Below are 26,356 nucleotides of genomic sequence, written 5' to 3' on the forward strand. Positions count from 1 at the left end.
GGCAGGCCGTCATACGTCCGTGCCGCCTGCGCCGCGCTGCGGCTGGGCGCTTTCTAACCGGCAATCCGGGCGTCGATTTAGCTCTTGGAGTTCTCGCGTGCGGAGATTTTTGTGGCGATGCCACCGCTCGGCATTCTTCCTGTCAGGCGCGGGAGCGATGCCTCGCCCCGCCTTTTCCCGAACAACCCCGGCGGATTCGGAGCGGCTTTATCTGATGCAGCAGGTGAGCCGCTGGTGCATCCGGGGCTGCCCGCCATGCTGCTTTCAGACCAGAGCCAGAATCCGGGCCGGACCGCCGGTTCCGCCACGATGCGCCGGCGCGCCGACGACGACGGTTGCACCCTTGACCGGCAAAGCCTCGAGGTTGTTGAGGCCTTCGATACCGTAGCGCCCCGCCGGCAGCCAGGAATTGTGAACTGCGAAATCGGCGAAATTGCCCGGATCAAGCGAAAGCGTGTCGACGCCGATCGCGACCGTGTCGCGTTCGAGCAGAAGGTCGGTTGCCGACTTGCCGAAACCGGGGAAGGCGAATTTTCCGGCGTCGTTGGTGCGGAATGAGGGGCTCTTCACTCTGGTTGCCCAGCCGGAGCGCAGGGCGACGATCGCACCTGCCGGGATATCGCCATTTGCAGATATCCAGCGCTCAATGTCTTCAGCCTCGATGGTGGAATTGGCATCCTCTTTTGCGCGGTCGGTAATGTCGATGATGACCAGCGGCGCGACAAGTTTCTGCGGCTCCAGCTGATCGACGCTCGCACCGTCGGCGCTGAAGTGGAACGGGGCGTCGATATGGGTGCCGGTATGTTCGTAGATGGTGAGCTTGTGAAGCTGGTAACCGTCCTTGGCGATATCAGCTGCCCATTCGTATTCTATGCCCGGTTTGCCGTCGAAGGTGGGAAATGTGGAATCATAGGCGTGGGTGAGATCGATGACCCGTCCGGGTCTCTGTGCAAGCACCGGGGCCGCGAGGCTGCCTGCCGCCATCGCCGTTACACCGGCCACGGCGCCCTTGAACAGCAGGCGTCGTGACAGCATGTTCTGTTTCACGTTCTCGATCACGCAGTGGTTGCACATCCTCAGTCCCTCCAGTGAGAAATCCCTGATCGCAAGCGTAGCGCAAAGATGGGGTGAAGCAAGGCAGGACCATGCCTGATTTTTGACCCGTGTTCAGATGGCGGTTTCGGCAAGCCGCCGCCCATAGGCTGCAATTGCCTTGCCCACCGGCAGGCGGCTTCTCTGATATCGTGAAAGGGCGGCGGGCAGATCGTCGGTTTGCCGCAAGGCGTCGCGCAGCGCCATTGCGTCTCCCGCGGCCTTGGAAACGCCCATCGCGGTGTGAGGGCGAACCACAAAGGCGGCGTCTCCGACCAGCGCCATGCGCGGCGACACCAACTGTTCAGCCTCATAGTCGAAAATACCCTGGATCGATGGGTTTTCCTCCGCTTCCACCGCAAGCGCCAATTGCGGCGGCAGAAGGGAGAACGCGTCCCTGCGCAGTTGCTCGCGGCGCTGCTCAGTCAGTTCGCCACGGGGCAGCGAATATTCGAAATGCCTGCCGTCGCGGCCGGTGAAGGTTCGGCCAAGCTCATCGGCTGGTGTAGGACGATACCACACCCAGTTGTAACGGCGCTGTCCCTGTCGTGTCTCACCAAGTGGCCCCGGCACGAGATAACCCAGAACATGAATTCCGGGTGTGATGTAAAAAGCGAAGCGGTCGAGCAGCAGGGACGCATCGGCCGGTAATCTGGTTTCCGGGATCAGCCCGCGCCAGGCGACATAACCCGCAAAGGCGTTTTCCGAATGGCGATTGACCGCCTTGCGGATGGCCGAACCCAAGCCATCCGCACCTATTACCATATCAGCGCGCTCTTGCCTGCCGTCGGCGAAGGACAGCATCACCCCATCAGGGCCTTCCCGAACCGCATCGACATGGTGTCCGAGACGATAGGTATCGGCGAGGAGGCGGGAGGATACGCGCTCGAAGAGATAGTCCCATGAAATCTGCATCTGCGGCGTCTTCTGGCGCTGGGCCACGCGGCCGCCGGCATCAAGGTAGATGCGCTCCCTGGCAACCACACCGACATGGGCGACGTCTTCGCAGCCGATCTCGTCCAGAACCTCGAACAGGTCCTGCTGCGGCACCAGTCCTGCACCACGCCCGCCGAGGCCGGACGACGAGCGCTCGTAGACTTTCACATCGTGCCCGTCCTGCTGCAGTAATATCGCCGTGAAAAGACCGGCAAGCGAGCCGCCGGCGATCCGGATTGTCAATGGTTTCATGGCCGTTCCTGTCTTTCGATATTGGTTTTGCGGCGTGGCGTCTTGTCTTGGAAGACCGGCGGATCGGAGAAGCCGAAACGCCGGTCACTGGGCGGACAGGATGTTCAGCCCGGCATGATCGCCGGCTGGTTTGCGGGAAATTTCGCCACATCCCCGATGCTGATGTTGAGGTGCTGGGCCACCAGCGCCGGCGGGGTATGCGTCAGCCAGGACGACAGGCTGATCTCCTGATATTCGGCGGTCTTGAAGACCGCGACGAATTGCAGGTCGGTCTTCCCGGTATTTTCGATGATGTGGCCCTGGCTTCTTTTGACGTAACCGATATCGCCGGCGTGGAAATCGGCGGTCTGGCTGCGCGGGCCCGCGTCGAACACGGTCATCCGGCCTTCACCCTTGATCCAGTATTGCCATTCGTCCGCATTGGGGTGCCAGTGCATTTCGCGCACGCCGCCGGGCTTGATCGTTTCTATGGCGGCGGCGATGGTTTTGGACACGGTAAAGGCGCTGCTGTCCGCAAGACGAATGACCCCGGCAGCGTTTTCTTTCAGCGGTTTTGATGCAGCGAGCTTATAGGTGAACGGGAATGGGGGAAGTCCCGCGCCGGCAACGGCTTCCTGATCCCTGGAGAGCGGCCCCGGCTCCTTGCCCTGGAAAATCCAGAGGTTCTGCAGCGGAATGTTCCGGAACACGTCCTGCGCGACGCCGAAATTCTTGGCCAGCAGTTCGGGTGAGGTATGCGCCAGCCAGTCGGTGAGAAGCAGCGTGCCATATTCGGACTGGTCGCCTTCGTCGAACACGATGACGAATTCGCACCCTTCAGGGCCAAGTCCCTGCAACGAATGGGGGTAGCCGGCCGGAAAATACCAGAGATCGCCGGCCTCGACATCCTGCACATAGGCGCGGCCCTGCGTATCGAGCACGGTGATGCGGCAACGGCCATTGGTCATGATCGCCCATTCTGCGGCGCGGTGCCAGTGCATCTCACGAACGCCGCCCGGTCCGAGCCGCATGTTGACGCCGGACACGGCATCCGAAATCGCGAAGTCCGACTTGGTCACCTGACGTGCCCATCCGCCGTTCTGGATACGCTTGGCGGCGTTGTTGAACGAACCCCAGAAGAGCTGCATGTCACCCACATCGGTCGCCGGCGGGCTCTGGAAGGATGGAAACTGGTCGTTGATCGCAGGGTTCTTCGGGCCGGGATCGCTGAGACCCGCGGCGTTGGCGTTGATTGCTCCCTCGGGGGGCTGGTCGGGATTGCCGAAAGATGCTGCCCCGGCCGTGCTGGCGGCAAGGGCGGTGCCGCCGACGGCGCCGATTGCGAGGACTGCGCGTCTGGTCAATGTTTCCATTTCAGAACTCCTTGTTCATGGCGAGTTGGGACGAGGTGTCGACAGAGCGGGTCTGTGATGCGAGCTGGAGCATGGCGATGCGGTCGATCAGCTCGGCATTGAAGAGGCGGTGCTGCAGCTGGCAGAAGGTTTTTGGATCGAGCGTGTCGTGCCGGTCCGTTTTCTGGGCGGCGCGGGCGGCGACGCAGGATGTCTTGTCCAGCGCCGGAACAGCCTGTGCGCCTTCGGACGTTTCACTGATCGCCGGCACGGGAGCGGAAAGTCCGCCCAGCCTGTCGATCGTCTGTGGCGTGAGGATGCGGAAGGCGCCGGCTGACGCGACGTCTTCGGAGGCCGCAAGCGCCGGTTCGCCATTCCTGACCAGGAAGGCATTGCCACCGAGCACGGTAATCGTACCCAGTGCCAACACCGCTGCGACTTTGAGGCGACGGGGTCTCTGCTCGCCCGCATTCTTGCTGATGGAGGTCATGCCCTGCTCCTAAAAAGGGGTGGTGGTGTCGTCAGGAACGTTCGGAGGGGAAGCGCTTGACTGGAGCAAAGGCTACGGCGGAGAAGCGGAGCCGGCATCTATACAGAGGTCTAGTTCGTATAGCGGAAGGTGTTGGCGGCGGGATAAGCGCCGAGAGGCATCCGCTCAACGGCAATGCCTGCCCGGACGGCAGGGCGTCGGGGCATGAAATAACGACGGATTTCACTTGGAAGAGATACAAGCAGAGCGATGGAAGACTTGTCTGTGCGCGGATATAGGCTGGCTCACTCGCCCTGTGGCAAAGCGTCAGCCGTCAGGACGGCCGGGCGAGAACGGATTCCAGGCATCCGATTAGACTGACGATATTGACCGGTTTGCCGAGAAAGGCCAAAGCGCCGCCGTTTAAGGCTGCATTCCGGGTGCGCTCATCCTGATAGGAGGTGACGAAGATCATCGGCGGGTGGTTACCGCGCCGGTTCAACTCGCTCTGCAGCTCGATGCCGGAAAGTCCGGGCATTTTGACATCCACGACGATGCAGTCGATGTCCGCCTGCTGCTTCGATTCCAGGAATTGTTCGGCAGAAGCAAACAGGCGGCATTCGTAACCGAAGGACATGATGAGATCATCCATGGCTTCGCGAATGGCGGGATCGTCGTCGACGACGGCAATGACGGGAACGGGGGGCAATGAAAGCGACCTTTTCTGTTTTTCTTTCTTCCTCTATGCGCCCATGCCGCTCTCAAAGATACCATACTAAGATACAGGTGGCCGGAGCTTCTCGCCGATCAGCTCCGCCTTCCGCACGAGGTCGGCGACCGATCTCGCTTCCATCTTGCGCATGACATTGCCCCGATGCAGTTTCACGGTAACTTCGCTGATGCCGAGCTCGTAGGCGATCTGCTTGTTCATCAGGCCGCGGACAACGGCGCCCATGACTTCGCGTTCCCTTGGCGTCAGCTGCTCGGCAAGGGAGCTGACGGCCTCGTTCTGGGCGCTTTCGCGGCGTCTCGACGCATCCCGCTCCATCGCGGTTGCGACGGCGTCCAGAATGTCCTGTTCCTTGAAGGGCTTGGTCAGAAAATCGACGGCGCCCGCCTTCATCGCCCGCACACTCATCGGGATATCGCCGAAGCCGGTCATGAAAATGATCGGCATCCTGTTGCCGACGCGTTCCAGCTGCATCTGGAAATCAAGCCCGCTTATGCCTGGAAGCCGCACATCAAGCAGCAGGCAGCCGGGCCGGTTCAGATTGGCTTTTTCGAGAAAGGCGGCGGCGCTGTCGAAAGCTTCGGCATCGAACTTCATGGAGCGGAAAAGATCGGTGAGCGCCTCGCGCATCGATAAATCGTCGTCGACGATGAACACGATGGGTGACGGCGGCTCCTTTGTCGTCTTGCGTGGCTCAGGCATGTGCCATCTCCTGGCTGATCGGCATGGAAATGGTAAAGACCGCCCCGCCGAGAGGATGATTGTCGCCAGTAAGCCTGCCGCCCCGTGCTTCCAGTGTCGTGCGGCAGATGGAAAGCCCCATGCCCATTCCCGTCTCCTTGGTCGTGAAAAACGGCGAAAACAGCTTTTCCTTCATCTGCACCGGGAAACCCGGTCCATTGTCGTGAACCGCAATATGAATATTGTCCCTGTCTTCACGCTCCTTCCGAACCGTGATGGTGCGATTGCCGGCGCCCGCCTCGTCCATGGCCTGAATGGCATTGGTGAGAAGATTGATGAGGACCTGCTGCAATTCGATCCTGACGGCCGTTATCGGCGGCGTGGCCGCTTTTTCCACATGCACCGTGGTTCCACTGCGTTCCAGCTCATGTTCGAGAAGGCTTAGCGTTTCGTCGATGAACTCATCGAGGTCGAAGGTTTCCACCTTGCCGCTCGTATGGGCGAGCAGGCTGCGCGTGTTCTGGATGATTTCACTGGCGCGCTGCCCGTCGCGGATCATGCGTTCGGCCGAGCGGCGGGCGGCGGCAATATCCGGCGGATCGCGATCGAGCCAGCGCAGCAATGTCTGCGCATTGACGATGATGGCGCCAAGCGGCTGGTTCAGTTCGTGGGAGAGCGATGCGGACATGGCGCCGACGGCTGCGGCCTTCGAGGCCTTCGTCAGCTCCGCCTGTGCCTCGGCCAGCGCCTTCAGCGCCATTTCGCGCTGGGTGATATCCACCATGCTGACCACCACACGGTTGAAGGAGGCCGCCTCCGCGGGGAAACTGATTGAAAGAAGCACCAGCTTGTCTTCGCCGGTGTCGGTGCGCACCACCACCTTGTCTTCGAAAACACGCCGGTTGTCGATGATCGCCTGCAGGACATCGACGAACTTGCCGGACGAAGAAACGACCGATTGCTGGAGGGTGCCGCGGATAGAGGAATCGTAACCCAGCATTTCCTTTCCGGCTTCATTCGATGCAACGACCGTGATGAGATCGATGCATTGCTGCGTAAAACCCGGATTGGCGCGCGCATGGGCCCGCATGTCGGTGATGCCCCGTTGCTTGAGGCCCATCAGCAGGGCGTGAAGCTTCGAATAGTCGCGTTCCCAGAGTGCGACGCGCGTACGGTCGAAAATGGAGCGATAACGCTCCTCGCTTTCCTTCAGCGCCGCATTGACGGACAACATTGCCAGCCGGGCGGCCTCCGTTTTCAAAAGCAGCATGGTCGTGACGGCAAGCGCCGCAAGGGCGACGACCAACCGAAGCGCCGACTGGAAATCCGCATCCTGCGCGTGGGTCGCTGCATAGGACAGGAGGGAAAGAATGGCGCAGGCGCAGGAGATCGCGATCAGTCCCGACCAGCTTACAGTCTGCGCGGCCAAAAGGACCGTGATGACATAAAGCACCGCGATCGCGCCTTCTATGTCGGTATAGGTATCGACGTAAAATACCGCGGCCGCCAGCGCCAGCGCCCCAAGGCCAAAGGCCAGATGGTGGGCTCGGCCTTCCGGCTCGCGCGCGCGAAACATCCTTGACGCAATCGACATTGTTCCCCCGATGCGATTTTTGCCGACAATACGGTTTTTTCAGCACAACCTGACCTATACATAGGTCTTGGTTGCCACCGTCGTCGAAACATCAGGATAGCGGTAAAACGGCACGGCGCTATATCGAAAAATCCGCATATATGGCCGGTCATCCACAGGCCATGCCTGATGGCCCGAGGTGACGTCCAACCCAAACGGTGGGGAAAAGAGCGCGCAACGACCGCTGCGTTGCGCGCCGGGCCTTCGGCCGTCAGGCGGCTGCAGGGCTCACGGTGATCGGGACACCCTTGTAGGAAGGCGTTCCGGAAAGGCGGTCATAATGGCCGAGCGCCACCACCGCATTCATCTCCGGATAATAGCCTGCGGCCGACCCCTTCGGGATATTGTATTCGACGGCGGTGAAACCCTGAACGAGGTGTCGGTCCTCATTTTCTGGGCCGATGCCATGAATATCGATGCGATCGCCATCCTTCAGGCCGCGCGCGGCAAGGTCGTACCGGTTCATGAAGATGATGTCCCTTCGGCCGAAGACGCCGCGATAACGGTCATCCATGCCATAGATCGTCGTATTGTACTGATCGTGACTGCGGATCGTGGTCAGCACGAGGGCTTCCGGATTGGAGATGAGCGGATCTTCTTCAAGCCCCGTGGCGACAAGGAAATTGGCCTTGCCGCTCTGCGTGTTCCAGCGGCGGAATGAGGCCGCGACATCAAGGCGAAAACCGCCTTTTACCCGAACCCGGCTGTTGAAATCCCTGAAATCGGGAAAGACCTCTTCGATCTTGTCACGGATCCGGTCGTAATCGGCAATCAGCCAATCCCAGTCTATTCCATGGCGGTTGCCGATCGTCGCCCTGGCAATGCCGGCGATGATGGCCGGCTCCGACCTGACCAGCTCCCCGGGCGGGTTGAGGAAACCGCGTGAGGCATGCACCATGGACATCGAGTCCTCGACTGTCACGGCCTGCGGGCCTAGTGTCTGGGTATCCAGATCGGTGCGTCCAAGGCAGGGCAGGATCAGCGATGTCCTGGCTGTCAGAAGGTGCGAGCGGTTGAGTTTTGTTGCGATGTGAACGGCAAGATCGAGGTTGCGCATGCCCTTGAAGGTCGCGCCGGTATCCGACATGGCGACGGCGAGGTTTCCGCCAAGACAGATCAGTGCCCGGGACTCGCCGGCGATGATCGCCTCGACGGCCTCTATGGCATTGTGGCCTTTTTCCGCAGGGGGACGAAAACCGAATGCTCGCTCCATGCCGTCAAGCAGCGCCTTGTTCGGGATTTCGGTGATGCCGACGGTGCGGTCGCCCTGAACATTGGAGTGGCCGCGAATGGGCGCAATTCCCGCGCCCGGGCGGCCCATATTGCCGCGCAGCAGCAGGAGATTTGCAATCTGCTGCACGTTGCCCGTGCCCTTGGCGTGCTGCGTGATGCCCATGCCGTAACAGATGATGACGTTCGAGGCGTTCACGTAAATCCGGGCAGCGCTTTCAATCGCCTCCTTTGTCAGCCCGCTGACGGAACAGATGGTGTCCCAGGAGGTAGCGTCGATGTCAGCGCGCAGTGCGTCGAGACCGTCGGTGTGTTCCTCGATGAAGGTTCGGTCGAGCACACCGGCGCCACCCGCCTTATGGTGTTCCGCATCCAGTTCGAACACCGCTTTCATGATGCCCTTGAGGGCTGCGAGATCGCCGCCGGTGCGCAGCTGATGGTACGCGGAAGCGATGGGCGTCGAGGAGAGCGTCGCCATTTCGATCGGGTCCTGTGGCGCGGCGAAGCGTTCCAGCGCCCGTTCCTTCAGCGGATTGAAGACCACGATCGGCACGCCGCGTTTTGCGGCATTGTGCAGCGTCGTCATCATGCGCGGATGGTTGGTGCCGGGATTGTGGCCGAAGCTGAAGATCGCATCGGCATGATCGAAATCCTCCAGCGTCACCGTGCCTTTGCCGACGCCGATGGATTTCGGAAGGCCGACGCTGGTGGCCTCGTGGCACATGTTGGAACAATCAGGAAAATTGTTCGTCCCATAGGCGCGCACGAAAAGCTGATAGAGAAAGGCGGCCTCGTTGGACGCCCGGCCGGATGTATAAAATTCCGCCTTGTCGGGGTTGTCGAGCTTGTTGAGTTCCTGCGCGATCAGATTGAAGGCGTCGTCCCACGCGATTGGCTCATAGCGATCGCTTTCGGCATTGTAGTGCAGGGGAAGGGTCAGCCGGCCGGCATCCTCCAGCTTGTGATCCGTCCATTGCCACAGTTCGGAAACCGTATGCTGGGCGAAAAATTCGGGTCCGGATCGTTTCGCCGTCGATTCCCAGGTGATGGCCTTGGCGCCGTTTTCGCAGAACTCGAAGGATGATGTGTGTTTGGGATCGGGCCAGGCGCAGCCGGGGCAGTCGAAACCCTCGGGCTGATTTGCCTTGAGCAGCGTCATCGTGCCCTGCGCGACGATCTGCTGGTGCGCGAGCGTTTTCGCAACGGCTTTCAATGCATCCCAGCCGCCGGCTGGGTGATCGTATTTTTCAATACCTTCGGGCCGTTCTTCCGCCATGTTGGAATTCCTTCGATTTTTGCAGATTGACGATTGTCGTGCCCGCTGAGGCTAACGCAACGGCGAAAGAGTAAACATAATACTCAGGCATAGGTTGCCTGCACGCCTGAGGCCGAAGCGAAAAAAAGGCCGCCTCCTGCGGCGGGGGCGGCCTTGGCGGATCGGGAGGGATCCGCGGCTCCGGGGGAGGGGGACACCGGAGTTCATGGCTGCTGCGAGCCAATCGCCCTGGGGCGGGGCGACAGGTGAAAACTAGCCCGGGTCCGAAATTGCCGAAACTACACTTAGGTATCGGGTGGACTGTACCAGCAGCCGATTTCTCCCGAGCCATCCTTCTTTCTATCCTCGGTGCCGATCAGACAGCCGCAACAGGGGCGCTCAACAACGGGCGGTCGATTGCAAAAGGAGAACGATCATGGACACGACCACAGCCGCCAAAAACCGCAAGCTTCCACTCGCAACGCCGACCGACCTTGGCGCTGAAGCGAGCCGCGACATCGCCGCTGCGCTGACCGCGCTGCTGGCGGATGTCTTCACGCTCTACATCAAGACCAAGAATTTCCACTGGCATGTTTCCGGTCCGCATTTCCGTGATTATCACACGCTGCTGGACGAACAGGGCGCCCAGATCTTTGCGATGACCGACGATATTGCGGAAAGGGCGCGCAAGATCGGCGGCACGACCATCCGCTCCATCGGTCATATCGGCCGCCTCCAGCGTCTGCTTGATAATGACGCCGATTTCGTCACGCCCGAGGACATGCTCGCCGAACTGCGTGAGGACAACAGGCAGCTCACCGCCATCCTGCGGCAAACGCACAGCCTCACCTCCGACCTCAACGACCACGCCACTACCAGCCTGATCGAAAACTGGATCGACGAGACCGAGCGCCGCACCTGGTTCCTGTTTGAAACCACCCGCCGCGCCCGCTGAAACCAGGCAGGAAACCGAAATGACCTACAATCCTATCGAGCTGGCGCTTTCGAGACGGCATGTCCTGCTGGCCGGCGCCGCGCTTTCCACTGCGATGGCCATGCCATCAACAGCATTTTCAAAATCCATCCCATCCCGCAGCGAAGGAAAATTTCCAATGACCGAATCATTCGTAAAGACCAAGGACGGCGTCGATATCTATTTCAAGGACTGGGGTCCGAAGGATGCCCAGCCGATCGTCTTCCATCACGGCTGGCCTTTGTCCTCCGATGACTGGGACGCACAGATGCTGTTCTTCGCCCAGAACGGTTACCGCGTCGTGGCCCATGACCGTCGCGGCCACGGCCGTTCACAGCAGGTGAGCGACGGCCACGACATGGATCATTATGCCGCCGATGCATCCGCCGTTGCCGAACATCTCGATCTCAGGAATGCGGTTCACATCGGCCACTCGACCGGCGGCGGTGAGGTCGCGCGGTACGTCGCCAAATTCGGCGAACCGCAGGGCCGCGTTGCCAAGGCCGTGCTCGTCTCCGCCGTTCCGCCGCTGATGCTGAAGACGCCTTCCAATCCCGGCGGCCTGCCGATCGAAGTCTTCGACAGCTTCCGCAAGGGCGTGGCCGAAAACCGCGCCCAGTTCTTCCTCGACGTGCCGACCGGTCCGTTCTACGGCTTTAACCGGCCCGATGCCAAAGTCTATCCCGGTGTCGTCCAGAACTGGTGGCGTCAGGGCATGATGGGTAGCGCCAAGGCCCATTATGACGGCGTCAAGGCCTTCTCGGAAACCGATCAGACGGAAGACCTGAAGGCAATCACGGTGCCGACGCTCGTTCTCCACGGTGATGACGACCAGGTCGTGCCGATCGCGGATTCCGCCGAATTGTCGGTCAAACTGCTGAAGAATGGTACGCTGAAGGTGTATAAGGGGTATCCGCACGGCATGCTGACCACCCATGCCGATGTCATCAATCCGGATCTGCTGGCCTTTGTGAAGAGCTGATCACCTGAAACGGCCGCCGCCGGAAAAAGCGGATGGCGGCCAATTTTTCGCGCGGAAGGAGATTCCGATGCCGTTCAAACCATCTTATGAAGACCTCGCCCTTCGTGACGGCATCGCAAGCCTGCCCGAAATGGAGGATATTCAGCTGGAGCTTCCCCTGTCCCGGCAAGCCGAGGCGGAAGAGCGGCTCGATGCGAAGCCGGATCCATCGAGCGACGAAACGAAATTTCAGGACTGATCGATGCGATCGCCGTCCTTGACGGTAGCTTATTGTATCAGCAACCAGTCAGGCTACATCGAGGTACCGTTTTCGGTTTCGGTGGAAAACTCTCGACACAACGCTCCTCCATCAAGTGGCGCAATATCGTATTCATGATGGAGATCCGAGATGACCAACGCAGTGTCGCTTCTGTCGATCCGAAGGATTTTGAATGAGTTCTGCGAAGAGAACCGCCTGCCGATCGGCTGCTCGACAGCCGTCGACGCCGCAAAATACCTGATGAGGATCGCCTCCACGGAGGCCGTGTCCGGATCAATGCTGCGATCTGCGCTGGATCAGTGGATGGCGGAACGCGTCCCGGTTGCGGCCTGAAATCTCCTGGCCTCAGATATGGAAAAAGCCGTTCCTCGACTGGTGTCGAGCGACGGCTTTTTTGGTGCAGAAACGCCCAAGCGTTAAATCGGACAGCAAGACGAGGATGTGGTGAAGCGCGGTCCGGGAACCGCGCCTCCAGAATGACGTCTCTCAGCGCAGTTTTCTGAAAGCGTCACGAAGCTCTCTTGAGAAAATCCCGGGCTGCTCCCAGGCGGCGAAATGTCCGCCATGATCGACCTGATGATAATAGGTTAGCGATGGATAGGCCTGCCTGCTCCAGCTCTCCGGCGCCCGGTAGATTTCCTTCGGGAAAACGGTGATGCCGACGGGGATCTTGATGTCCCTGGTCTTCTGGGCGTCCGCGCTGAAGTTGTTGTTGTTGTTTTCCCAATAGAAACGCGCGCCGGACGCGCCGCTGTTGGTCAACCAGTAGAGCGTGATATCGTTGAGCATTTCATCCCTGGAAAGCACGCTTTCGGGCTCGCCATTGCTGTCGCTCCATTGCGCGAATTTCTCGTAGATGAAGGATGCAAGACCGACAGGTGAATCCGACAAGGAATAGCCGATCGTCTGCGGTCTTGTGACCATCATTGCGCCATAGGCAGCGTTCCTGCCGAAAAACTCTTTGAGCGAGTCATAGGCATTTCGTTCCGGCGCAGACAGGTCCGCAGGGGCCGGATCACCGCTGTTGATGCCCTTCATCAGCGCACCGGGAACGGTGGCCGGCATATTGAGATGAATGCCGAGCAGACCCTTTGGCGCCTGCCGGGCAAGCGCATCGGAAATGACCGAACCATGATCGCCGCCCTGGGAAACATAACGCGTGTAGCCGAGGCGCTTCACAAGGGTGTCCCAGGCGCGCGCAACACGGTCCGGTCCCCAGCCCAGATCGGTCGGATGGCCTGAAAAACCATAGCCGGGGATGGAGGGAATGATCACGTCGAACGCGTCTTCGGCTTTGCCGCCATAAGCGGTCGGGTCCGTCAACGGGCCGATGACTTTTGTGAACTCGAAGATTGAACCCGGCCAGCCGTGGGTGAGGATGACAGGCAAGGCGTTGGGATGGCGTGAGCGGACATGAATGAAGTGGATGTCGACGCCGTCGATCGTGGTGATGAACTGCGGCAAGGCGTTGAGTTCTTTCTCTGCATTTCGCCAGTCATAGTCGCTGCCCCAGTATCGAACGAGATCCTGAACCCGCGCCAGCTGGATGCCCTGGGAGATATCGCCAACGGTTTCCTTATCCGGCCAGCGCGCATTCCTGATCCTTGCCTTGAGGTCGTCAATCTGTGACTGATCGACATGAACCTGGAACGGCCGGATGCTGTCGTCGGCAGAGGCGGTTTCGGATTGGGGTGGTTTGACAGTCTCAACTGCCAAGGCAGGGGTTAAGGCCATCAACACGGCCATTGCAGACCCAAGGACAATCGCGGTGCCGTGCCCGCCTTTTTCCGGGTGAAGGACGTCGGTCATATTTCTCTCCATATCGATGTGTTCCGCGACCATTTCGCGTCCGAAACAGGTAGATGTTGATCGTATCCCGGCTGTTTCTTTCGACCTGCTGTTGCGTCACCAAACGTCGGTTTTCGCACGGCTGACACTTGTGGATACAAAGTCGGCCTGAAGCAGAACGGAGAGTGCGCCGGGATCGGCGCTGCAGACTTCTCGCGTTACGGGGTGAGAACGGCTCGCGGTTCGAGCATGCCGTCGAGACCGAAGGCACCAATCTCCCTGCCGATACCGGATTGCTTGAAACCGCCGAAGGGCGCGCGAGGATCATGCGGGGCGCCGTTGATGACGACGCGGCCGGCCATCAGCCTTGTGGCTATGTGTTGGGCGCGTCTGAGGTCGGATCCAAGCACATAGGCCTGCAATCCGTAGTCGCTATCATTGGCGATTTCGACGGCCTCATCTTCGTCCTCATAGGCGAGAAGACACAGGACGGGACCAAAGATTTCTTCGCGGGCGATGCGCATTTCGTTCGTGACATCTGCGAAGATTGTCGGGCGGGCGAACCATCCTTTTTCAATCCCGGCCGGTCGTCCGGTTCCGCCTGTCAGCAGGGTTGCTCCTTCTTCGACACCAAGCCGGATGTAAGTCTGGATCCTCTCCCACTGGGCAAGGCTGGCGAGAGGGCCTACCCGAACCTCCGGATCACGGGGATCGCCAACTTTGAATTTTTCAGCCGCCATCCTCAACCGCTCGGCAATCTCGGGGAGACGGGACCGCGGAGCCAGGATGCGGGTACCCGCGACGCAGGCCTGGCCGCTGTTTGCAAAGCCCGACATCAGGGCGACAGGTATGGCCTTGTCGAGGTCGGCATCCGGCAGGATAATGGTGGGTGCTTTTCCCCCCAGCTCCAGAACCACTCTTTTCATGCCGTCGATAGCCGCGCGTTGAATGATCTTTGCAGCCTGGGTGGAACCGGTGAAACTGATGGTCGCAACGTCGGGATCCTGCGTCAGCGCCGCACCGACCACCGGACCCGTGCCGTTGACAATGTTGAAAACCCCTGCCGGCAGGCCGGCCCGATGCAGCCTTCTCACCAGAATATCCGTCTGAAACGCACTCTGTTCGGCCGGTTTGATGACGAGGGACGAGCCTGAACCGATTGCATGCGCAAGCTTGGTGGCGATAAAACCGAAATTGCTGTTCCAGGGCGTGATGGCGGCGAGAACGCCGCGCGGCAGCATCTTGACCGTGCTTTTGCCCCCGACCCGGTCAAAGTCGTAGTTCGCCACGGTCTCAGCCATAACATCAAAAATCGACGCTGCGTTTTGAACGGAGAAAGCCGTGAAATAAGCGGGCGCGCCGTATTCTTCGGTCATGACCTGCGTGAGCTCATCCGGTCGCTCTGCGATCGTATCGCGCAGGCTGCGCAGCATATCGATACGCTGCGCCTTGGTGGATGTTGCCATGGCGGGAAAAGCGCGTTTCGCGGCTGCCACTGCGGCCCTTGCATCATCGGCGTTGCCAAGCCGGACATCGCCGATTTTTTCTTCCGTTGCCGGATTGAAAAGGTCCAGCCGTTCATTGCCGTCTGGCACCACAAATTTACCGTCGACATAGATGTGTTCAATTGATCGCATTGATCTGGCCTCGTTTAAGATGGTTGGAAATCCGGCTCGTCTGGCCGCCGCGGAACGCGCTGGAGGCGCGCCGCATGGGTCGCAAGCAGGCTTCCTTGAGTTGATCAGAGGGATGGCAGGAAGAAGTTGAAACGCGAAAACGGCTGCGGCGGGCGCCGAGCCGTTCCCTTGAGGTCACATCGATGAAACTGCGCCCAGAAGTCCTGCAAGCGGCGAGGGCTCGTCGGATGTAGCATCATATACGCACGGTGCTGCGAATATCGCCGCAAACACGATGGCGACGACAAACGCACGGGCGGAAACAATCGGCTTAAGCGAGCTTGAGCGTAACATCGATGTTCCCCCTGGTTGCCTTCGAATAGGGGCAGATCTGGTGGGCATCCTCGATGATGGCCTGTGCTACGGGACGATCGATCCCGGGCAGGCTGACCGACAGGCGAGCCTGCAGGAAGAACTCGCCGCCCGTCGTGCCGAGGTCGACTTCCGCATCGACGGCGGTGTCGGCGGGAAGCCGGAGCTGGCGTTTCGCCGCCGCCTTTGTCATGGCGCCGATAAAACATGCCGACCAGCCGGCTGCAAAAAGCTGTTCGGGATTCGTGCCCGGCTTTCCGCTGCCCGGAGGCGAGAGCTTGATGCCCAGCGCGCCATCATCGCTTTGCGCCGATCCGTCACGCCCGCCGGTCGTGTGGGTCTTGCCGGTATAAAGAACAGTCTCGATCTTGGTCATGGGAGGCTCCTTTCATTTGCCGCTGCTGCGGCGTTTCGTGATAGGAGCTTTGTGATGGATCAGCGTATCCGGCATGTTTCCGGAAACTGCGAAACTGTATCGAAAAGTATCGGCGCTTTGTCACTGGTTATCGTCGACCCGCATCCCTGTCAGGGAAAGGCCACCTCGGCCGCAAGCCCGCCGCCCTGCCTGTTATAGAGGCGAACCGAGCCGCCGATCGTTCCGGTGAGCTGCTGCGCGATCGCCAGTCCGAGACCTGTTCCGCCCGTGTCGCGGTTTCTCGATGTTTCAATCCGGAAGAAGGGCTGCGTGGCATTTTGCAACATCTCGTCGGGGATGCCCGGCCCCCGATCGAGCACCGTGATGACCACGGTGCCTTCAGGACGCCGGTCCACTTTAATCTCGGCGCTGCCGGCGAATTTGAGGGCGTTATCTATGAAGTTCGTCAGGATTCTTCGCAATGCATGTGGCTTTGTCGACGCTGTGCCGCGCACCATGCCGGCAACTGTTACGGCTTTTCCGGTATCCTGATAGTCGTAGGCGATGCTGTCGATGAAAGAGGCCAGATCGATACGGGAGGATTTCTCGCCATTGCCGTGAGCGCTGCGTGCGTAAGCGATCCCATCCTGCACCAGGCGTTCGATTTCACGCAGGTCACTGACCAGCTTTTCCTTTTCCGGCGTATCGTCTGCCATATCGGCCCGCAACCGCATCCGGGTGATGGGCGTCTGCAGGTCGTGCGAAATCGCCGCGAGAATCTGGACCCGCTCCTCGAGATATTGGGCGACGCGATCGCGCATCGCGTTGAAGGCGCGGGCGGCGTGGACAACTTCGCTTGGGCCGCTCTCACTCATCGGCAACCCCTTTTCCCCCGGATCCAACGCTTCCGCTGCCGCAGCCAGCGCGCTGAGCGGTCTGGTCGTCTGTCGCACTGCAAACCAGGTGCACAGAAGAAGAAGCGCCATCTGCGCGGCGAAGACATAAGGCAGCCATTCCGCCAAGGGCATCACGCCGCGCGGTGTCACGTCAATTGTCAGGGGCGAGCCGTCCGATAGCGTCAGATGCGCCTGAAGCCGCTTGCCGTCGCCGGGAATGGACTCGACCTTGACGGGGAAACGGTGTCCTGCTGCCTCCTCGATCCTCTGCGCAATTTCAGCGCCGCGGCCAGACATGTCGGAAACACCTGGAACACCCGGGCCGAGGACGAGCTGATAATTGCTGCGGCTCAGGCGATGGACCCATTGCGCCCGCTCTTCCGCAGGCAGGCGGTCGATTATGGCGATCGATACAGCCAGATCCTGCTCAAGAGTGCCGAGCATAACAGCCTTTGCCGACATATATCGTTCGGCAAAGAGGATGCTGAACGACAGACCGTAGGCAATGGCGAGGCCCGCAAACAGGATGATGAAAAGTCTGGACCGCAACGAGCGCGGCCACCAGCCGGCGAGCAGGCGTGGGCCGTTCATATCCTCGGCTCCGAAATCTCCACGGGCACCGCAAAGACATAGCCTTCCGCCCGCACCGTCTTGATGTAGACGGGTTCGCGCGCGTCATCCCCCAGCCTTTGGCGCACGCGGCTCACGAGAAGATCGATCGACCGGTCGAAAAGTTCGGCATCGCGGCCTTGCGTTAGATTTAACAGCTGGTCCCGGTTGAGGACGCGCTGGGGATGATCGATGAAGACCCTGAGGAGCCGGTATTCAGCGCCGCTCAAGGCCACGGTCGTGCCCTCCCTGTCGAGCAGGTGACGGCCCACCGTGTCGAGGCGCCACTCACCAAAGGTCAGGAGCTGCCCGGCCTCGCTGATCTGCAGATTGGGAGGCAGCATCCGCGTGCGGCGCAGGATGGCTTTGATCCGCGCAAGAAGTTCGCGGGCAGCGAAGGGCTTCGACAGATAGTCGTCGGCGCCCATTTCGAGCCCGATAATGCGATCCATCTCGTCATCCCGGGCGGTCAGCATCAGCACCGGCGTGGCTTTGTGTTTCCCCGCCCGCAACTCGCGGCATAGAACTAGCCCGTCATCGCCAGGCATCATCACGTCGAGCACGATGAGATCGACGGTGTTGCCGTCGAGAAAACTTCTCATCTGCCGTCCATCGGCCGCCACGCTCGTACGCAGGCCGTTCTTCTTCAGGTAGCTGGAGACCAGCTCCCGGATTTCCCTGTCGTCGTCCACGACGAGAATATGGTCGATATGGTCCATTGGATGCCTTCGTCGTCCGGACGGTTCGAGTGGCCCGCTACCGCGCGCCCCGCTGTCACATGCAGTAAGACAACGGTTCGCGGGCTTCGGCAAGTTTAAAGCTTTGCGACGTCCAGAACAGCCCTGGCAAAAGCCTCTGGCGCTTCCTGAGGCAGGTTATGGCCTATGCCGCCGCTGATGTTGCGATGCTGGTACTTGCCGGAAAACTTCGATGCATAGGCGGAAGGGTCCGGATGCGGAGCACCGTTGGCGTCGCCTTCCAGCGTTATCGTCGGCACGGTGATGACGGGAAGTTTCGCAAGCTGGCGCTCGTAATTATCGTACTTGGCTTCCCCGTCTGCCAGTGCAAGCCGCCAGCGGTAGTTATGGATGGTGATGGCCACATGGTCGGGATTGTCGAATGCGGGGGCCGAACGATTGAAGGTCTCGTCGCTGAATTTCCAGGTCGGAGATGCCGTCTGCCAGATCAGGCGCACGAAGTCGCGGGTGTTGGCGGCATAGCCCGCACGGCCGCGTTCCGTCGCGAAATAGAACTGATACCACCAGGAGAGTTCCGCCTTGGGCGGAAGCGGCTTCCTGTTGATCTCCTGGCTGCCGATAAGATAGCCGCTGACCGATACGAGCCCGGTGCAACGTTCGGGCCAGAGTGCGGCCATGATGTCGGCGGTGCGAGCGCCCCAGTCATAACCGGCCACGACGGCCTGCTTGACGCCGAGCGCGTCGAGAAAGGCGATCATGTCGACCGCAAGCGCCGCCTGCTGTCCGTTGCGTGCCGTGTCGTCCGAGAGAAAACGGGTCGTGCCATATCCGCGCAGATAGGGGATGAGTACCCGATAACCAGCCGATGCAAGGATGGGTGCGACATCGACATAGCTGTAGATGTCATAAGGCCATCCGTGCAGCAGCAGCACGACCGGGCCGTCTGCAGGGCCGGCTTCTGCATAACCGACGCTGAGTACGCCCGCTTCAACCTGCTTCAGGGCGCCAAAGGAGGTGGCTCCGTCGCGTCCGGTTGACGGCTGAGTCGAAGGCGCTTCGCCCTTGGCATGAGCAAGGCCTGCGGCCCCGAATTCGACGGCGGCAACTGTCATTGTGGCAATGCCGAAGAAGCGGCGGCGCTGGAAATTGATCTCGGAATTCATTGCTGTCTCTCCTGTCCATGTTGGATGCGGGCAGGTAACGCGGTGCGTGTATCCTCGATGTGTCCCAAGGGGGACGAATGTGAATGGTTTTGTAGCAGGGGGCATTCCGGATACAGACTGATACATTCGGTCAGCCCTCTGGACGCAATCAGCCGCCCCGGTGTCTGGGGCGGCTGTGTTGGGTTTCGAGGCGGGCGCGGTTTATTTCGCGGATTGCCGGGCGGCCTGTTCGATGACGTCTGCGACCTTTTCGGGCTGGGAGGCGAAGACCGCATGGCTTGCCGCAATCTCGGTCACCGCACTGCCGGCGCGCTTGGCCATGTCGCGCTCGAGATCGGGGTTGATCGACCGGTCCTGCGTTGCGACAATCGACCAGCTTTTCTTGGTTTTCCAGGCGGGCTCGCCGGCTTTGGCGGCAAAGGCGGCCTTGGCGGCGAAGACCTGACTTCTTGCCATGAAGGCCGCGTCCTCACGCGGCAGATCGCCGGCGAAATCTTGTCCAAAGACGGCGGGATTGAGATAAAGGAATGCGCCATCCTTCGTCGGCTTGATGCCGTTGCCGGCCGGTGGTTTCGAGCCGGCGAGGTCGAGAAGGCTCTCTCCCTTCTCCGGCTGGAAGGCGGCGACATAGACCAGCCCGGCCACATCCGGCCGGTTACCCGCTTCCGAGATCACCATCCCGCTGTAGCTGTGCCCGACAAGCAGGCTCGGCCCCTGCTGGAGATCGAGAACACGGTTGGTGGCCGCCACGTCATCGGCAAGAGAGGTGATGGGCTCCTGCACGATCGTGACGTTGAAACCACGGCTCTCAAGGATGTCTGTCGCCCTGCGCCAGGCCGAACCGTCGGCCAGCGCGCCATGGACGATGACGATATTCTTCACCTCTGCCGCCTGTGCGGCAAAAGCAATCAGTGCGGTTGCGATGGCAAGCGCGAGTTTTGGCATGAGACGACGGTGCATCATGTTTCTCCTTTGGTTTTGATGGGAACGGGACGAAAATCCGGGTCAGCCGAACGTGAAGGCATAGGCCTGCACGCCGGGATCGAGGAAGCGGATGGCAAAGGTTCTTGCTTCGACGGCGCCGGACTGGCGGACGAGCTGGTAAAGACGGGTTGAGGTGACGACGCCATTGCCCTCGGCATCCGTGTCGGCGCCATGATCCGCACCCGGCGGACGCCCGTCGATGGTGACCTGGAAACGAACCGGTTTTCCGGCGGCGTCCGGCCCAAGGACCAGATGCAGGTCACGGGCGCTGAAGCGGTAGGTTATGCCGCCATCAGCCGCATCAAGTGTGGCCGCCTCCGCGCCAACCGTCCAGGTACCGGAAAGTCCCCATTCGTTGAGAGAAGGCGTCGTGACGGAATAGTCGCGCGGCGTGTCCGCGCGCACCGCCTCGTTGGATGCAAAATTCTCAGCCTGTCGGTAGCCGATATAGGTTTCGCCCGAGCGCATGTGCCCGATATCCGCACCGGCTTCGGCTCCTATCGCCTCCGGGCTCACCGGCGCGCTGGCGGAGGCGCTGCTGCCGGCCTCGCGCAGCAGGTCCTGGATCGCCTCTTCGGTCTGCCGGTAGTTGCCCTCGCCGAAATGGTGGTAGCGAATCTGGCCCCTGGCATCGATCAGGTAATGCGCCGGCCAATAGCTGTTATCAAAGGCGCGCCAGATCTTGTAATCATTGTCGATTGCCACCGGGTAATCGATCTTGAAGCCGGTGACGGCCTGGCGGACATTGTCGGTCTTCTTTTCAAAAGCGAATTCGGGGGCGTGAACGCCGATGACGACGAGGCCCTGATCCCGGTATTTGTCCGCCCAGGCCCGCACATAGGGAATGGTGCGGATGCAGTTGATGCAGGAATAGGTCCAGAAGTCGATGAGGACGACCTTGCCACGCAATTGCTCGCGCGTGAGCGGCGGGGAATTCAGCCACTCCACGGCGCCGTCGAGGGATGGGGCCTTGCCCTCAACCGGCAGCTCCGACCGGGCGGCGGCAGCGCTGACGCCCGCCGCCGCCACTTCAGGCGCTTTGGCGGTGTGGAGCCGGTCGAGCACCTGCTGTTCGAAGGATGCCGTGCTCGCATAGGAAATCTGCGACAGGAAACCCGTATCCAGCCCGAGCGCGATGACCGTGACGCCGGCAAGCACCGCCGCGCCAAGCGCCTGGCGGATCCGCTCGCTGAAACCCAGAGACCTCTTCATACCCGCAAATAACCTGCCGCCGACGAGAATGGCGACGGCAAGGGAGGTCGCGGCCCCGGCGGCATAGGCGGCAAGCAGCAGGCTCGTTTCCAGATTGGCCCCCTTCAGGGCTGCCCCCGTCAGGACAAGCCCGAGGATTGGTCCCGCGCAGGGTGCCCACAAAAGGCCGGTGGCGATGCCGAGTATCAGCGAGCCCGCAATCGTCGGTACTGACCCGGGCTTGCCGGCGGCATTGGCGAGCCGGTTACCGAGGTCAACGACCGGGCGGGTGATGATGCTGGCCGCGCGGGGCGAAATCAGGCCGACACCGAAGATCGCAAGCAACACAAGAGCCACGAGTCGGCCATATTCATTGGCGCTGATTGCCCAGCTACCGCCCACCGCCGCCAGCGTCGCGACGGCGCAAAAGGTTGCCGCCATTCCCGTAAGCAGGGGCAGCGTGCTGCGCAGAAACGGTTGCCCCGCCCGCGCAAAAACGAAGGGAAGGATGGGCAGGATACAGGGGCTGAGAATTGTCAGCGCCCCTCCGAGATAGGCAATGACCAGAAACGTCATCATCGTGTCCTTTCATGCAGGAGTTCGGGGCTCCGGGCGGCGAAGGCGACCCGGCGATGGCGCCAATTTCCCGGCCTTACGTATCCCTGATGTGTCGGGGCTTCGGTGAATTTGTAATCGAGTGTAAAAGCCGCCTCCGGCGCACGGCCGCGAAAGCGAAACCGCACGACCTCGTCATTCGTCACTGCGCATAGCGCGTGAAGACGAAATCATGGTCCTTGACGTTGCCTTCGTGGCAGGAGAGACAGGTCTCATGCTGTGCGGCATCCACCGGCTTGCCGTTGACAAACCGCCCGAAGCCCCAGCCGTGGCTGCCGGCATATTTCTTGGAATCTTTCACCATCACCTGCACGGTGGTTGCTGCTCCCGGCACCGTGGCCGGAGGAAACTCCGTGGATTGCTGCCGCTTATAGGCAAGCTTCACCAGTATCGAGCCGTCGGGAAAGGGCAGGTTTCCGCTCTTATAGGCGTTGACGGCGATATCATTTGCCAAAACAGCGCGAAGCTCGTCCAGCGGCGGCGCTTCCTGCGCGGGCGCGATGAACTTCCAGTCACGATATCCTTCGGGAAGCGTGACACCATAGATGGGAGAGGCATTTTCCGGCGGCGTGTCCGCAAAGCTCGAATAAGCGGCCCCAAAACCTGCTCCCGCAACCGAGAGAGCGACGGCAAAGAAAATCTGGCTCTTCATGACACATCCTGCCTGATCCGAAAAAGATCAGGCAATGATCTGCGCCGCAGGTATCCGGCATGTTTCATGAAACCGGCATTTATGTATCAGATCGTAGCAGGGGCTGCGCCATCACGCCTTTGGCGGGATCAGCCTTTCCCGCGACGCGTTCTTCATCGTTTCGCCGCTGGCGACAGCAAACCAGCGTCGCCGGCCAAGAAACATTCCCGAAGCGGCGGCAGGCAGATACGCAGGAACGACGGGGTGATACCGGAAGCCGGTAACGGGGAGCGTTAAAAACATGCGTGCTGGCGTCGGGCAACGCCAGCACAATTGCGCGCAATCAGATGCCTTGCCTCCAAGGTGTTACGAGGAGGAAAAGGCAACGGTCAGTCAGGACGCTGCAGCAGGGCCACAGCCACCGTGGATGCAGCCAGTATCGCGGTCAGCGCCAACGGAGCAGTAGCGCCGTAGGAATCGACGATATAGCCGCCAAAAACCGCACCGATACTGATGGCCACCTGAAAGGAAACGACCATCAGGCTGCCTGCTGCCTCGAGAGCATCGGGTGCGCCGCGGGAAAGGTTGGTCGGCAGCACCACAGGCGCCATGCCGAAGGCAAGGCCCCAAAGGGCGACGAGAGCAAATGCGGCGCCGGTATGAACACCCCAGATAACGAGGGCGATCGTCGCAAATGCCATCAGGGCGGCGGTGACGATGAGTGCGAGGCGGATACTGGTGTCAGCCATCCGGCCCCCCAGCACATTGCCGATCACCGAAGCGACGCCAAAGCCGAGCAGGGCGAGGGCAATCGGCGTGGTCTCAAGCAGCGTCACCTGTTCGAGGAAGGGACGCACATAGACCGAACCGGCAAAATGCCCCGTCATCAGCAACAGGATTGCCAGCATCCCCAGCTGAACGCTGCGCCGCCGCGTCAGCCGGAAAACGTCGGAAAGACTGTTGCTTGTACTTGCCGGCAGCGATGGCAGGCTGAGGATCTGCAGCAGCATGGCAATTATGGCGAGCCCCGCCGTCATAGACATGGCGATGCGCCATCCCAGCCAGTCGCTGATCAAGGCGCCCATTGAAGGGGCCGCAATGGTGGCAAGCGAAACGCCGAGGGTGACGATAGCCATGCCGCGCCCGGTCGAATTCGCGCCAACGAGCCGCGCCACAACCGCAACCGAAAGCGCCCAGAAACCGCTGAGCGCGATCCCCAGTCCCGCCCGGCCCACCAACAATAGCCAGAAATCGGCAGCAACTGATGCGAGAATGTTGGAGCCGATCGCCAGCGCGCTAAGCCCGACAAGCACGGTCTTGCGGTTTAGTTTGCCGATGAGAACATTGCTCAGCAAAGCCGTCACGGCGCCCACGGAAGCTGTCGCCGTCACAACCTGCCCGGCTGTACCCTCGGTAATGCCGAGATCGCGCGCCATGGGCGTCAACAATCCCGCTGGCAAAAACTCGGCCGATACCAGCGCAAAACTGGTGGCCGCCATCGAAAGAACCGCAAACCAGGTCGCAGCTGTCCACGCGGGTTCCTCGGTGGCCTCCAGGGTAATTGTTGACCCATCAAATTCTGATGTCGTGTCCGTCATGGTCTCTCTCCTTGAGTTGAGAGAGTTTTAGACGAATTTTTTCGGATGATATGTATCTAAAAATCCGAATTTCATGCCTATTCCTCCGAATTTTGTGCGTTGCACAACGTTCGGGTGTGAATGTGCTGGGCCGCATGCCCTAGGTTCATAACCTGACTGGAAAGCAATCGCCGACTATACGGAAAGTGAACGTGTCCGCCTCGAAGAGCTATCAATTTATACGCCAGTTGCCGGAGCCTGTGATGAATATTGACAATATATGCTACGCTTCTCATAGTTGAGAAGAGCGAAAGGAAAACTTCATGCCGTCAGGTAGCATTCACGTCAAAGTTAGCGGAGCATTGCAAGACCATATCCAGCAGCAGATTGGTGATGACGGTCTTTATGAGAATGCGAGCGAATATATTCGAGCGCTTATCCGGCGTGACCTGCAAACCCGTGACGAAGCATGGGATGCCTTGCAAAAGGAACTGGCTCCTGCCATGCGCGCGGATGACAGCGAGTTTATAGCCGTCTCTGCTGACGATGTAATCGGCCGAAACAAGCGTCGCTAGTTATGGCAGCTTATCGCTTTTATGCGCCTGCCGATGCCGCACAGGATAAAATCTGGCGCGACACCGTGGATACTTGGGGTGAAGCGCAGGCTGAGACCTATATACGTGGCCTGCACGCGCATTTGCAGCGCCTCTGCGACAACCATCTGCTTTGGCGGCGTCTTCCCCAAAGGCTTGCCGTTCCCGGCGATATCATGCGTGAGGCTTATTTCAGCCGGTATGAGCATCACTACCTGTTTTTCCGAAAGCTTGATAACGGCGACCTTGGCGTGATGAGTATCCTGCATGAACGGATGGATATGGCGGTGCGCCTGCGAGAAGATCTCACGGCGCTAGATGCCAGAGGCATTATCCAAACTGGTTAGAGCGGGTGGGAAGGGGCCGGTAGCCTCAAAAGTAAAACGCCAGAGCCATGCTCCGGCGTTTTTAGATTCTAGCTACCTCTCCCGTACACTTTTCAGAATATTTCAACAAATCCGCAAACAGTCAAAAACTGGGTGTTCCAGTTGGATGCCATTAGCTTGAGCATTTTGAATCTACGTGGAATCGGTTTGGCATTTTCGCTTGTTTTGCAAATTAATTTCCAGTTTCTCGAGACTTTTTGAGTGTGCGGTATCAGTTGATTTTGATGTGACTACACAGGATCACTCTCATATTCTGGGTCTGAGGGCGGACCATGGTGCTGGAGCATTGTGACTAAGGGATGCAGCTAATTTGACAAGTCAGAACCGATGGTGCTGCAGAATTAAGAATTAGTAGTAATTATTTAATTGATTACTGAAACTATGCCTTAATTTGTTTTGCAATGATTTTTATATTTGGAAATACTTTGATTAAGAAGATATATTTAATTTCTTTGATGTTTTTCTTAGCGGGTTGCCGACCGGGAATGCCGGTGAATTCTACGGCAGATATTGCGCGTGAAGACGTTTACGAGTGCCGGTCCAGCTATGTCGAGGCGATCTATGACGCCTCTGGTCGGAGAGTGAGTGTAGTTGAGGTAATCAAACGGGCTACACTCGCTGATTACGTACTTATCGGGGAGGTGCACAACAATATTAGGCATCATAACATCCAGTCACACCTGATTTCAAATTTGGGCAACTCTGGTCGCTTTAATTCCGTTTTGTTTGAGATGTTAGAACCACGGCATGAGGATAACGCTTTCGCATTCAAAAAAGGAACAATTTCCGGCAAAGATTTAGAAAAAGCGTTGCAATGGACCGAGCGTGGTTGGCCTGTTTGGGAAGCATACATGCCAATTTTTGAAGCTGGGAGGAAATGGGGGTTAGCGATAGCGCATGCTGGTATGGATAGTGAGTTGATGCGACATGTAAACAACTTCGGGTTCTTAGCTCTCCCGAGGAGAATGCGCACAGAACTGGATATCCAACCAGATCAGGAGCTTGTAGTGGATTTCAATAGTGTAAAATCTGAAGTCGCGAAATCACATGCTGGTGATG

The 26,356-nt window shown here is 59.7% G+C and carries 25 protein-coding genes; 7 read left to right on the top strand and 18 right to left on the bottom strand.

The window, feature by feature from the left end:
• Window positions 1–264 precede the first annotated feature (264 nt).
• The 8 genes from WDZ78_RS21045 to WDZ78_RS21080 all read right to left on the bottom strand — a co-directional run bounded on the left by WDZ78_RS21045 (window position 265) and on the right by WDZ78_RS21080 (window position 9,630).
• Complete coding sequence (locus WDZ78_RS21045; protein ID WP_425674131.1) at window positions 265–1,074, bottom strand: cyclase family protein; 810 nt, start codon at window positions 1,072–1,074, stop codon at window positions 265–267.
• A 93-nt stretch (window positions 1,075–1,167) separates the two neighbouring features.
• A complete protein-coding gene (locus WDZ78_RS21050) occupies window positions 1,168–2,280 on the bottom strand; it encodes an FAD binding domain-containing protein (protein ID WP_425674132.1) in 1,113 nt (370 codons plus the stop codon).
• Window positions 2,281–2,384: 104 nt separating this feature from the next.
• Window positions 2,385–3,632: an oxalate decarboxylase family bicupin gene (locus WDZ78_RS21055; protein WP_425674133.1), complete on the bottom strand. Its 1,248-nt coding sequence runs from the start codon at window positions 3,630–3,632 to the stop codon at window positions 2,385–2,387.
• A gap of 1 nt (window position 3,633) precedes the next feature.
• Complete coding sequence (locus tag WDZ78_RS21060) at window positions 3,634–4,101, bottom strand: hypothetical protein (protein ID WP_425674134.1); 468 nt, start codon at window positions 4,099–4,101, stop codon at window positions 3,634–3,636.
• Between the two features lie 313 nt (window positions 4,102–4,414).
• Window positions 4,415–4,789: a response regulator gene (locus WDZ78_RS21065; RefSeq protein WP_112493766.1), complete on the bottom strand. Its 375-nt coding sequence runs from the start codon at window positions 4,787–4,789 to the stop codon at window positions 4,415–4,417.
• Between the two features lie 66 nt (window positions 4,790–4,855).
• Complete coding sequence (locus tag WDZ78_RS21070) at window positions 4,856–5,512, bottom strand: response regulator transcription factor (RefSeq protein ID WP_425674135.1); 657 nt, start codon at window positions 5,510–5,512, stop codon at window positions 4,856–4,858.
• Window positions 5,505–7,085: an ATP-binding protein gene (locus tag WDZ78_RS21075; RefSeq protein WP_425674136.1), complete on the bottom strand. Its 1,581-nt coding sequence runs from the start codon at window positions 7,083–7,085 to the stop codon at window positions 5,505–5,507. The genes WDZ78_RS21070 and WDZ78_RS21075 overlap by 8 nt, the downstream gene beginning before the upstream one ends.
• 250 nt (window positions 7,086–7,335) lie before the next feature.
• On the bottom strand, window positions 7,336–9,630 hold the full coding sequence (locus WDZ78_RS21080; RefSeq protein ID WP_425674137.1) for an FdhF/YdeP family oxidoreductase: 2,295 nt from the start codon (window positions 9,628–9,630) through the stop codon (window positions 7,336–7,338).
• Window positions 9,631–10,045: 415 nt separating this feature from the next.
• Between WDZ78_RS21080 and WDZ78_RS21085 the strand changes: the two genes are divergently transcribed.
• The 4 genes from WDZ78_RS21085 (at window position 10,046) to WDZ78_RS21100 (ending at window position 12,156) form a co-directional block, all read left to right on the top strand.
• Window positions 10,046–10,564 carry a Dps family protein gene (locus WDZ78_RS21085; protein WP_080866676.1) on the top strand — a complete coding sequence of 173 codons (519 nt, stop codon included), beginning with the start codon at window positions 10,046–10,048 and terminating at the stop codon, window positions 10,562–10,564.
• Between the two features lie 19 nt (window positions 10,565–10,583).
• Window positions 10,584–11,564, top strand: a complete 981-nt coding sequence (locus WDZ78_RS21090; protein ID WP_425674138.1) for an alpha/beta fold hydrolase — start codon at window positions 10,584–10,586, stop codon at window positions 11,562–11,564.
• Window positions 11,565–11,631: 67 nt separating this feature from the next.
• Window positions 11,632–11,802: a hypothetical protein gene (locus WDZ78_RS21095; protein WP_425674139.1), complete on the top strand. Its 171-nt coding sequence runs from the start codon at window positions 11,632–11,634 to the stop codon at window positions 11,800–11,802.
• Window positions 11,803–11,952: 150 nt separating this feature from the next.
• On the top strand, window positions 11,953–12,156 hold the full coding sequence (locus WDZ78_RS21100) for a hypothetical protein (RefSeq protein WP_425674140.1): 204 nt from the start codon (window positions 11,953–11,955) through the stop codon (window positions 12,154–12,156).
• 153 nt (window positions 12,157–12,309) lie between these two features.
• On the opposite strand, the gene WDZ78_RS21105 is transcribed toward WDZ78_RS21100, so the two are convergent.
• The 10 genes from WDZ78_RS21105 to WDZ78_RS21150 form a co-directional block, all read right to left on the bottom strand.
• The gene (locus WDZ78_RS21105; RefSeq protein WP_425674149.1) at window positions 12,310–13,557 is read right to left on the bottom strand and encodes an epoxide hydrolase family protein; all 1,248 of its coding nucleotides are present in this window, start codon (window positions 13,555–13,557) and stop codon (window positions 12,310–12,312) included.
• A gap of 272 nt (window positions 13,558–13,829) precedes the next feature.
• The gene (locus tag WDZ78_RS21110) at window positions 13,830–15,248 is read right to left on the bottom strand and encodes an aldehyde dehydrogenase family protein (RefSeq protein WP_425674141.1); all 1,419 of its coding nucleotides are present in this window, start codon (window positions 15,246–15,248) and stop codon (window positions 13,830–13,832) included.
• A gap of 310 nt (window positions 15,249–15,558) precedes the next feature.
• Entirely contained in the window at window positions 15,559–15,975 is a 417-nt protein-coding gene (locus tag WDZ78_RS21115; protein ID WP_060726459.1) for an organic hydroperoxide resistance protein, read from the bottom strand.
• Window positions 15,976–16,124: 149 nt separating this feature from the next.
• A complete protein-coding gene (locus WDZ78_RS21120) occupies window positions 16,125–17,441 on the bottom strand; it encodes an ATP-binding protein (protein ID WP_425674142.1) in 1,317 nt (438 codons plus the stop codon).
• Window positions 17,438–18,178 (bottom strand): response regulator, encoded by a 741-nt coding sequence (locus WDZ78_RS21125; protein ID WP_003508322.1) that lies wholly within the window; start codon window positions 18,176–18,178, stop codon window positions 17,438–17,440. Before WDZ78_RS21125 ends, WDZ78_RS21120 begins: the two co-directional genes overlap by 4 nt.
• A gap of 95 nt (window positions 18,179–18,273) precedes the next feature.
• Window positions 18,274–19,320, bottom strand: coding sequence for an alpha/beta fold hydrolase (locus WDZ78_RS21130; protein WP_425674143.1), 1,047 nt, complete (start codon window positions 19,318–19,320; stop codon window positions 18,274–18,276).
• A 201-nt stretch (window positions 19,321–19,521) separates the two neighbouring features.
• Complete coding sequence (locus WDZ78_RS21135) at window positions 19,522–20,280, bottom strand: alpha/beta fold hydrolase (protein WP_425674150.1); 759 nt, start codon at window positions 20,278–20,280, stop codon at window positions 19,522–19,524.
• Window positions 20,281–20,325: 45 nt separating this feature from the next.
• The gene (locus tag WDZ78_RS21140; RefSeq protein WP_425674151.1) at window positions 20,326–22,071 is read right to left on the bottom strand and encodes a cytochrome c biogenesis protein DipZ; all 1,746 of its coding nucleotides are present in this window, start codon (window positions 22,069–22,071) and stop codon (window positions 20,326–20,328) included.
• Between the two features lie 181 nt (window positions 22,072–22,252).
• On the bottom strand, window positions 22,253–22,762 hold the full coding sequence (locus WDZ78_RS21145) for a cytochrome P460 family protein (protein WP_425674144.1): 510 nt from the start codon (window positions 22,760–22,762) through the stop codon (window positions 22,253–22,255).
• 368 nt (window positions 22,763–23,130) lie between these two features.
• Window positions 23,131–24,339 (bottom strand): MFS transporter, encoded by a 1,209-nt coding sequence (locus WDZ78_RS21150; RefSeq protein WP_425674145.1) that lies wholly within the window; start codon window positions 24,337–24,339, stop codon window positions 23,131–23,133.
• Between the two features lie 302 nt (window positions 24,340–24,641).
• On the opposite strand from WDZ78_RS21150, the gene WDZ78_RS21155 reads away from it, so the two are divergent.
• The 3 genes from WDZ78_RS21155 to WDZ78_RS21165 form a co-directional block, all read left to right on the top strand.
• Window positions 24,642–24,893 (top strand): ribbon-helix-helix domain-containing protein, encoded by a 252-nt coding sequence (locus tag WDZ78_RS21155; RefSeq protein WP_006312048.1) that lies wholly within the window; start codon window positions 24,642–24,644, stop codon window positions 24,891–24,893.
• Between the two features lie 2 nt (window positions 24,894–24,895).
• A complete protein-coding gene (locus WDZ78_RS21160; protein WP_026372366.1) occupies window positions 24,896–25,258 on the top strand; it encodes a type II toxin-antitoxin system RelE/ParE family toxin in 363 nt (120 codons plus the stop codon).
• Window positions 25,259–25,722: 464 nt separating this feature from the next.
• A partial coding sequence (locus tag WDZ78_RS21165) for a ChaN family lipoprotein (RefSeq protein ID WP_425674146.1) occupies window positions 25,723–26,356 on the top strand: 634 nt, incomplete at its 3' end.

This window comes from Agrobacterium sp. M50-1 (assembly GCF_049843495.1).
Lineage (GTDB): Bacteria > Pseudomonadota > Alphaproteobacteria > Rhizobiales > Rhizobiaceae > Agrobacterium > Agrobacterium radiobacter.

What these genes read in the sequence shown, in the direction of transcription:
- WDZ78_RS21060 (WP_425674134.1), bottom strand. Translation starts at nt 4,101, where the DNA reads ATGACCTCCATCAGCAAGAATGCGGGCGAGCAGAGACCCCGTCGCCTC.
- WDZ78_RS21045 (WP_425674131.1), bottom strand. Translation starts at nt 1,074, where the DNA reads ATGTGCAACCACTGCGTGATCGAGAACGTGAAACAGAACATGCTGTCA.
- WDZ78_RS21110 (WP_425674141.1), bottom strand. Translation starts at nt 15,248, where the DNA reads ATGCGATCAATTGAACACATCTATGTCGACGGTAAATTTGTGGTGCCA.
- WDZ78_RS21050 (WP_425674132.1), bottom strand. Translation starts at nt 2,280, where the DNA reads ATGAAACCATTGACAATCCGGATCGCCGGCGGCTCGCTTGCCGGTCTT.
- WDZ78_RS21150 (WP_425674145.1), bottom strand. Translation starts at nt 24,339, where the DNA reads ATGACGGACACGACATCAGAATTTGATGGGTCAACAATTACCCTGGAG.
- WDZ78_RS21075 (WP_425674136.1), bottom strand. Translation starts at nt 7,085, where the DNA reads ATGTCGATTGCGTCAAGGATGTTTCGCGCGCGCGAGCCGGAAGGCCGA.
- WDZ78_RS21120 (WP_425674142.1), bottom strand. Translation starts at nt 17,441, where the DNA reads ATGAACGGCCCACGCCTGCTCGCCGGCTGGTGGCCGCGCTCGTTGCGG.
- WDZ78_RS21070 (WP_425674135.1), bottom strand. Translation starts at nt 5,512, where the DNA reads ATGCCTGAGCCACGCAAGACGACAAAGGAGCCGCCGTCACCCATCGTG.
- WDZ78_RS21105 (WP_425674149.1), bottom strand. Translation starts at nt 13,557, where the DNA reads ATGGCCTTAACCCCTGCCTTGGCAGTTGAGACTGTCAAACCACCCCAA.
- WDZ78_RS21085 (WP_080866676.1), top strand. Translation starts at nt 10,046, where the DNA reads ATGGACACGACCACAGCCGCCAAAAACCGCAAGCTTCCACTCGCAACG.
- WDZ78_RS21155 (WP_006312048.1), top strand. Translation starts at nt 24,642, where the DNA reads ATGCCGTCAGGTAGCATTCACGTCAAAGTTAGCGGAGCATTGCAAGAC.
- WDZ78_RS21125 (WP_003508322.1), bottom strand. Translation starts at nt 18,178, where the DNA reads ATGGACCATATCGACCATATTCTCGTCGTGGACGACGACAGGGAAATC.
- WDZ78_RS21130 (WP_425674143.1), bottom strand. Translation starts at nt 19,320, where the DNA reads ATGAATTCCGAGATCAATTTCCAGCGCCGCCGCTTCTTCGGCATTGCC.
- WDZ78_RS21135 (WP_425674150.1), bottom strand. Translation starts at nt 20,280, where the DNA reads ATGCACCGTCGTCTCATGCCAAAACTCGCGCTTGCCATCGCAACCGCA.
- WDZ78_RS21095 (WP_425674139.1), top strand. Translation starts at nt 11,632, where the DNA reads ATGCCGTTCAAACCATCTTATGAAGACCTCGCCCTTCGTGACGGCATC.
- WDZ78_RS21055 (WP_425674133.1), bottom strand. Translation starts at nt 3,632, where the DNA reads ATGGAAACATTGACCAGACGCGCAGTCCTCGCAATCGGCGCCGTCGGC.
- WDZ78_RS21100 (WP_425674140.1), top strand. Translation starts at nt 11,953, where the DNA reads ATGACCAACGCAGTGTCGCTTCTGTCGATCCGAAGGATTTTGAATGAG.
- WDZ78_RS21140 (WP_425674151.1), bottom strand. Translation starts at nt 22,071, where the DNA reads ATGACGTTTCTGGTCATTGCCTATCTCGGAGGGGCGCTGACAATTCTC.
- WDZ78_RS21145 (WP_425674144.1), bottom strand. Translation starts at nt 22,762, where the DNA reads ATGAAGAGCCAGATTTTCTTTGCCGTCGCTCTCTCGGTTGCGGGAGCA.
- WDZ78_RS21080 (WP_425674137.1), bottom strand. Translation starts at nt 9,630, where the DNA reads ATGGCGGAAGAACGGCCCGAAGGTATTGAAAAATACGATCACCCAGCC.
- WDZ78_RS21115 (WP_060726459.1), bottom strand. Translation starts at nt 15,975, where the DNA reads ATGACCAAGATCGAGACTGTTCTTTATACCGGCAAGACCCACACGACC.
- WDZ78_RS21160 (WP_026372366.1), top strand. Translation starts at nt 24,896, where the DNA reads ATGGCAGCTTATCGCTTTTATGCGCCTGCCGATGCCGCACAGGATAAA.
- WDZ78_RS21090 (WP_425674138.1), top strand. Translation starts at nt 10,584, where the DNA reads ATGACCTACAATCCTATCGAGCTGGCGCTTTCGAGACGGCATGTCCTG.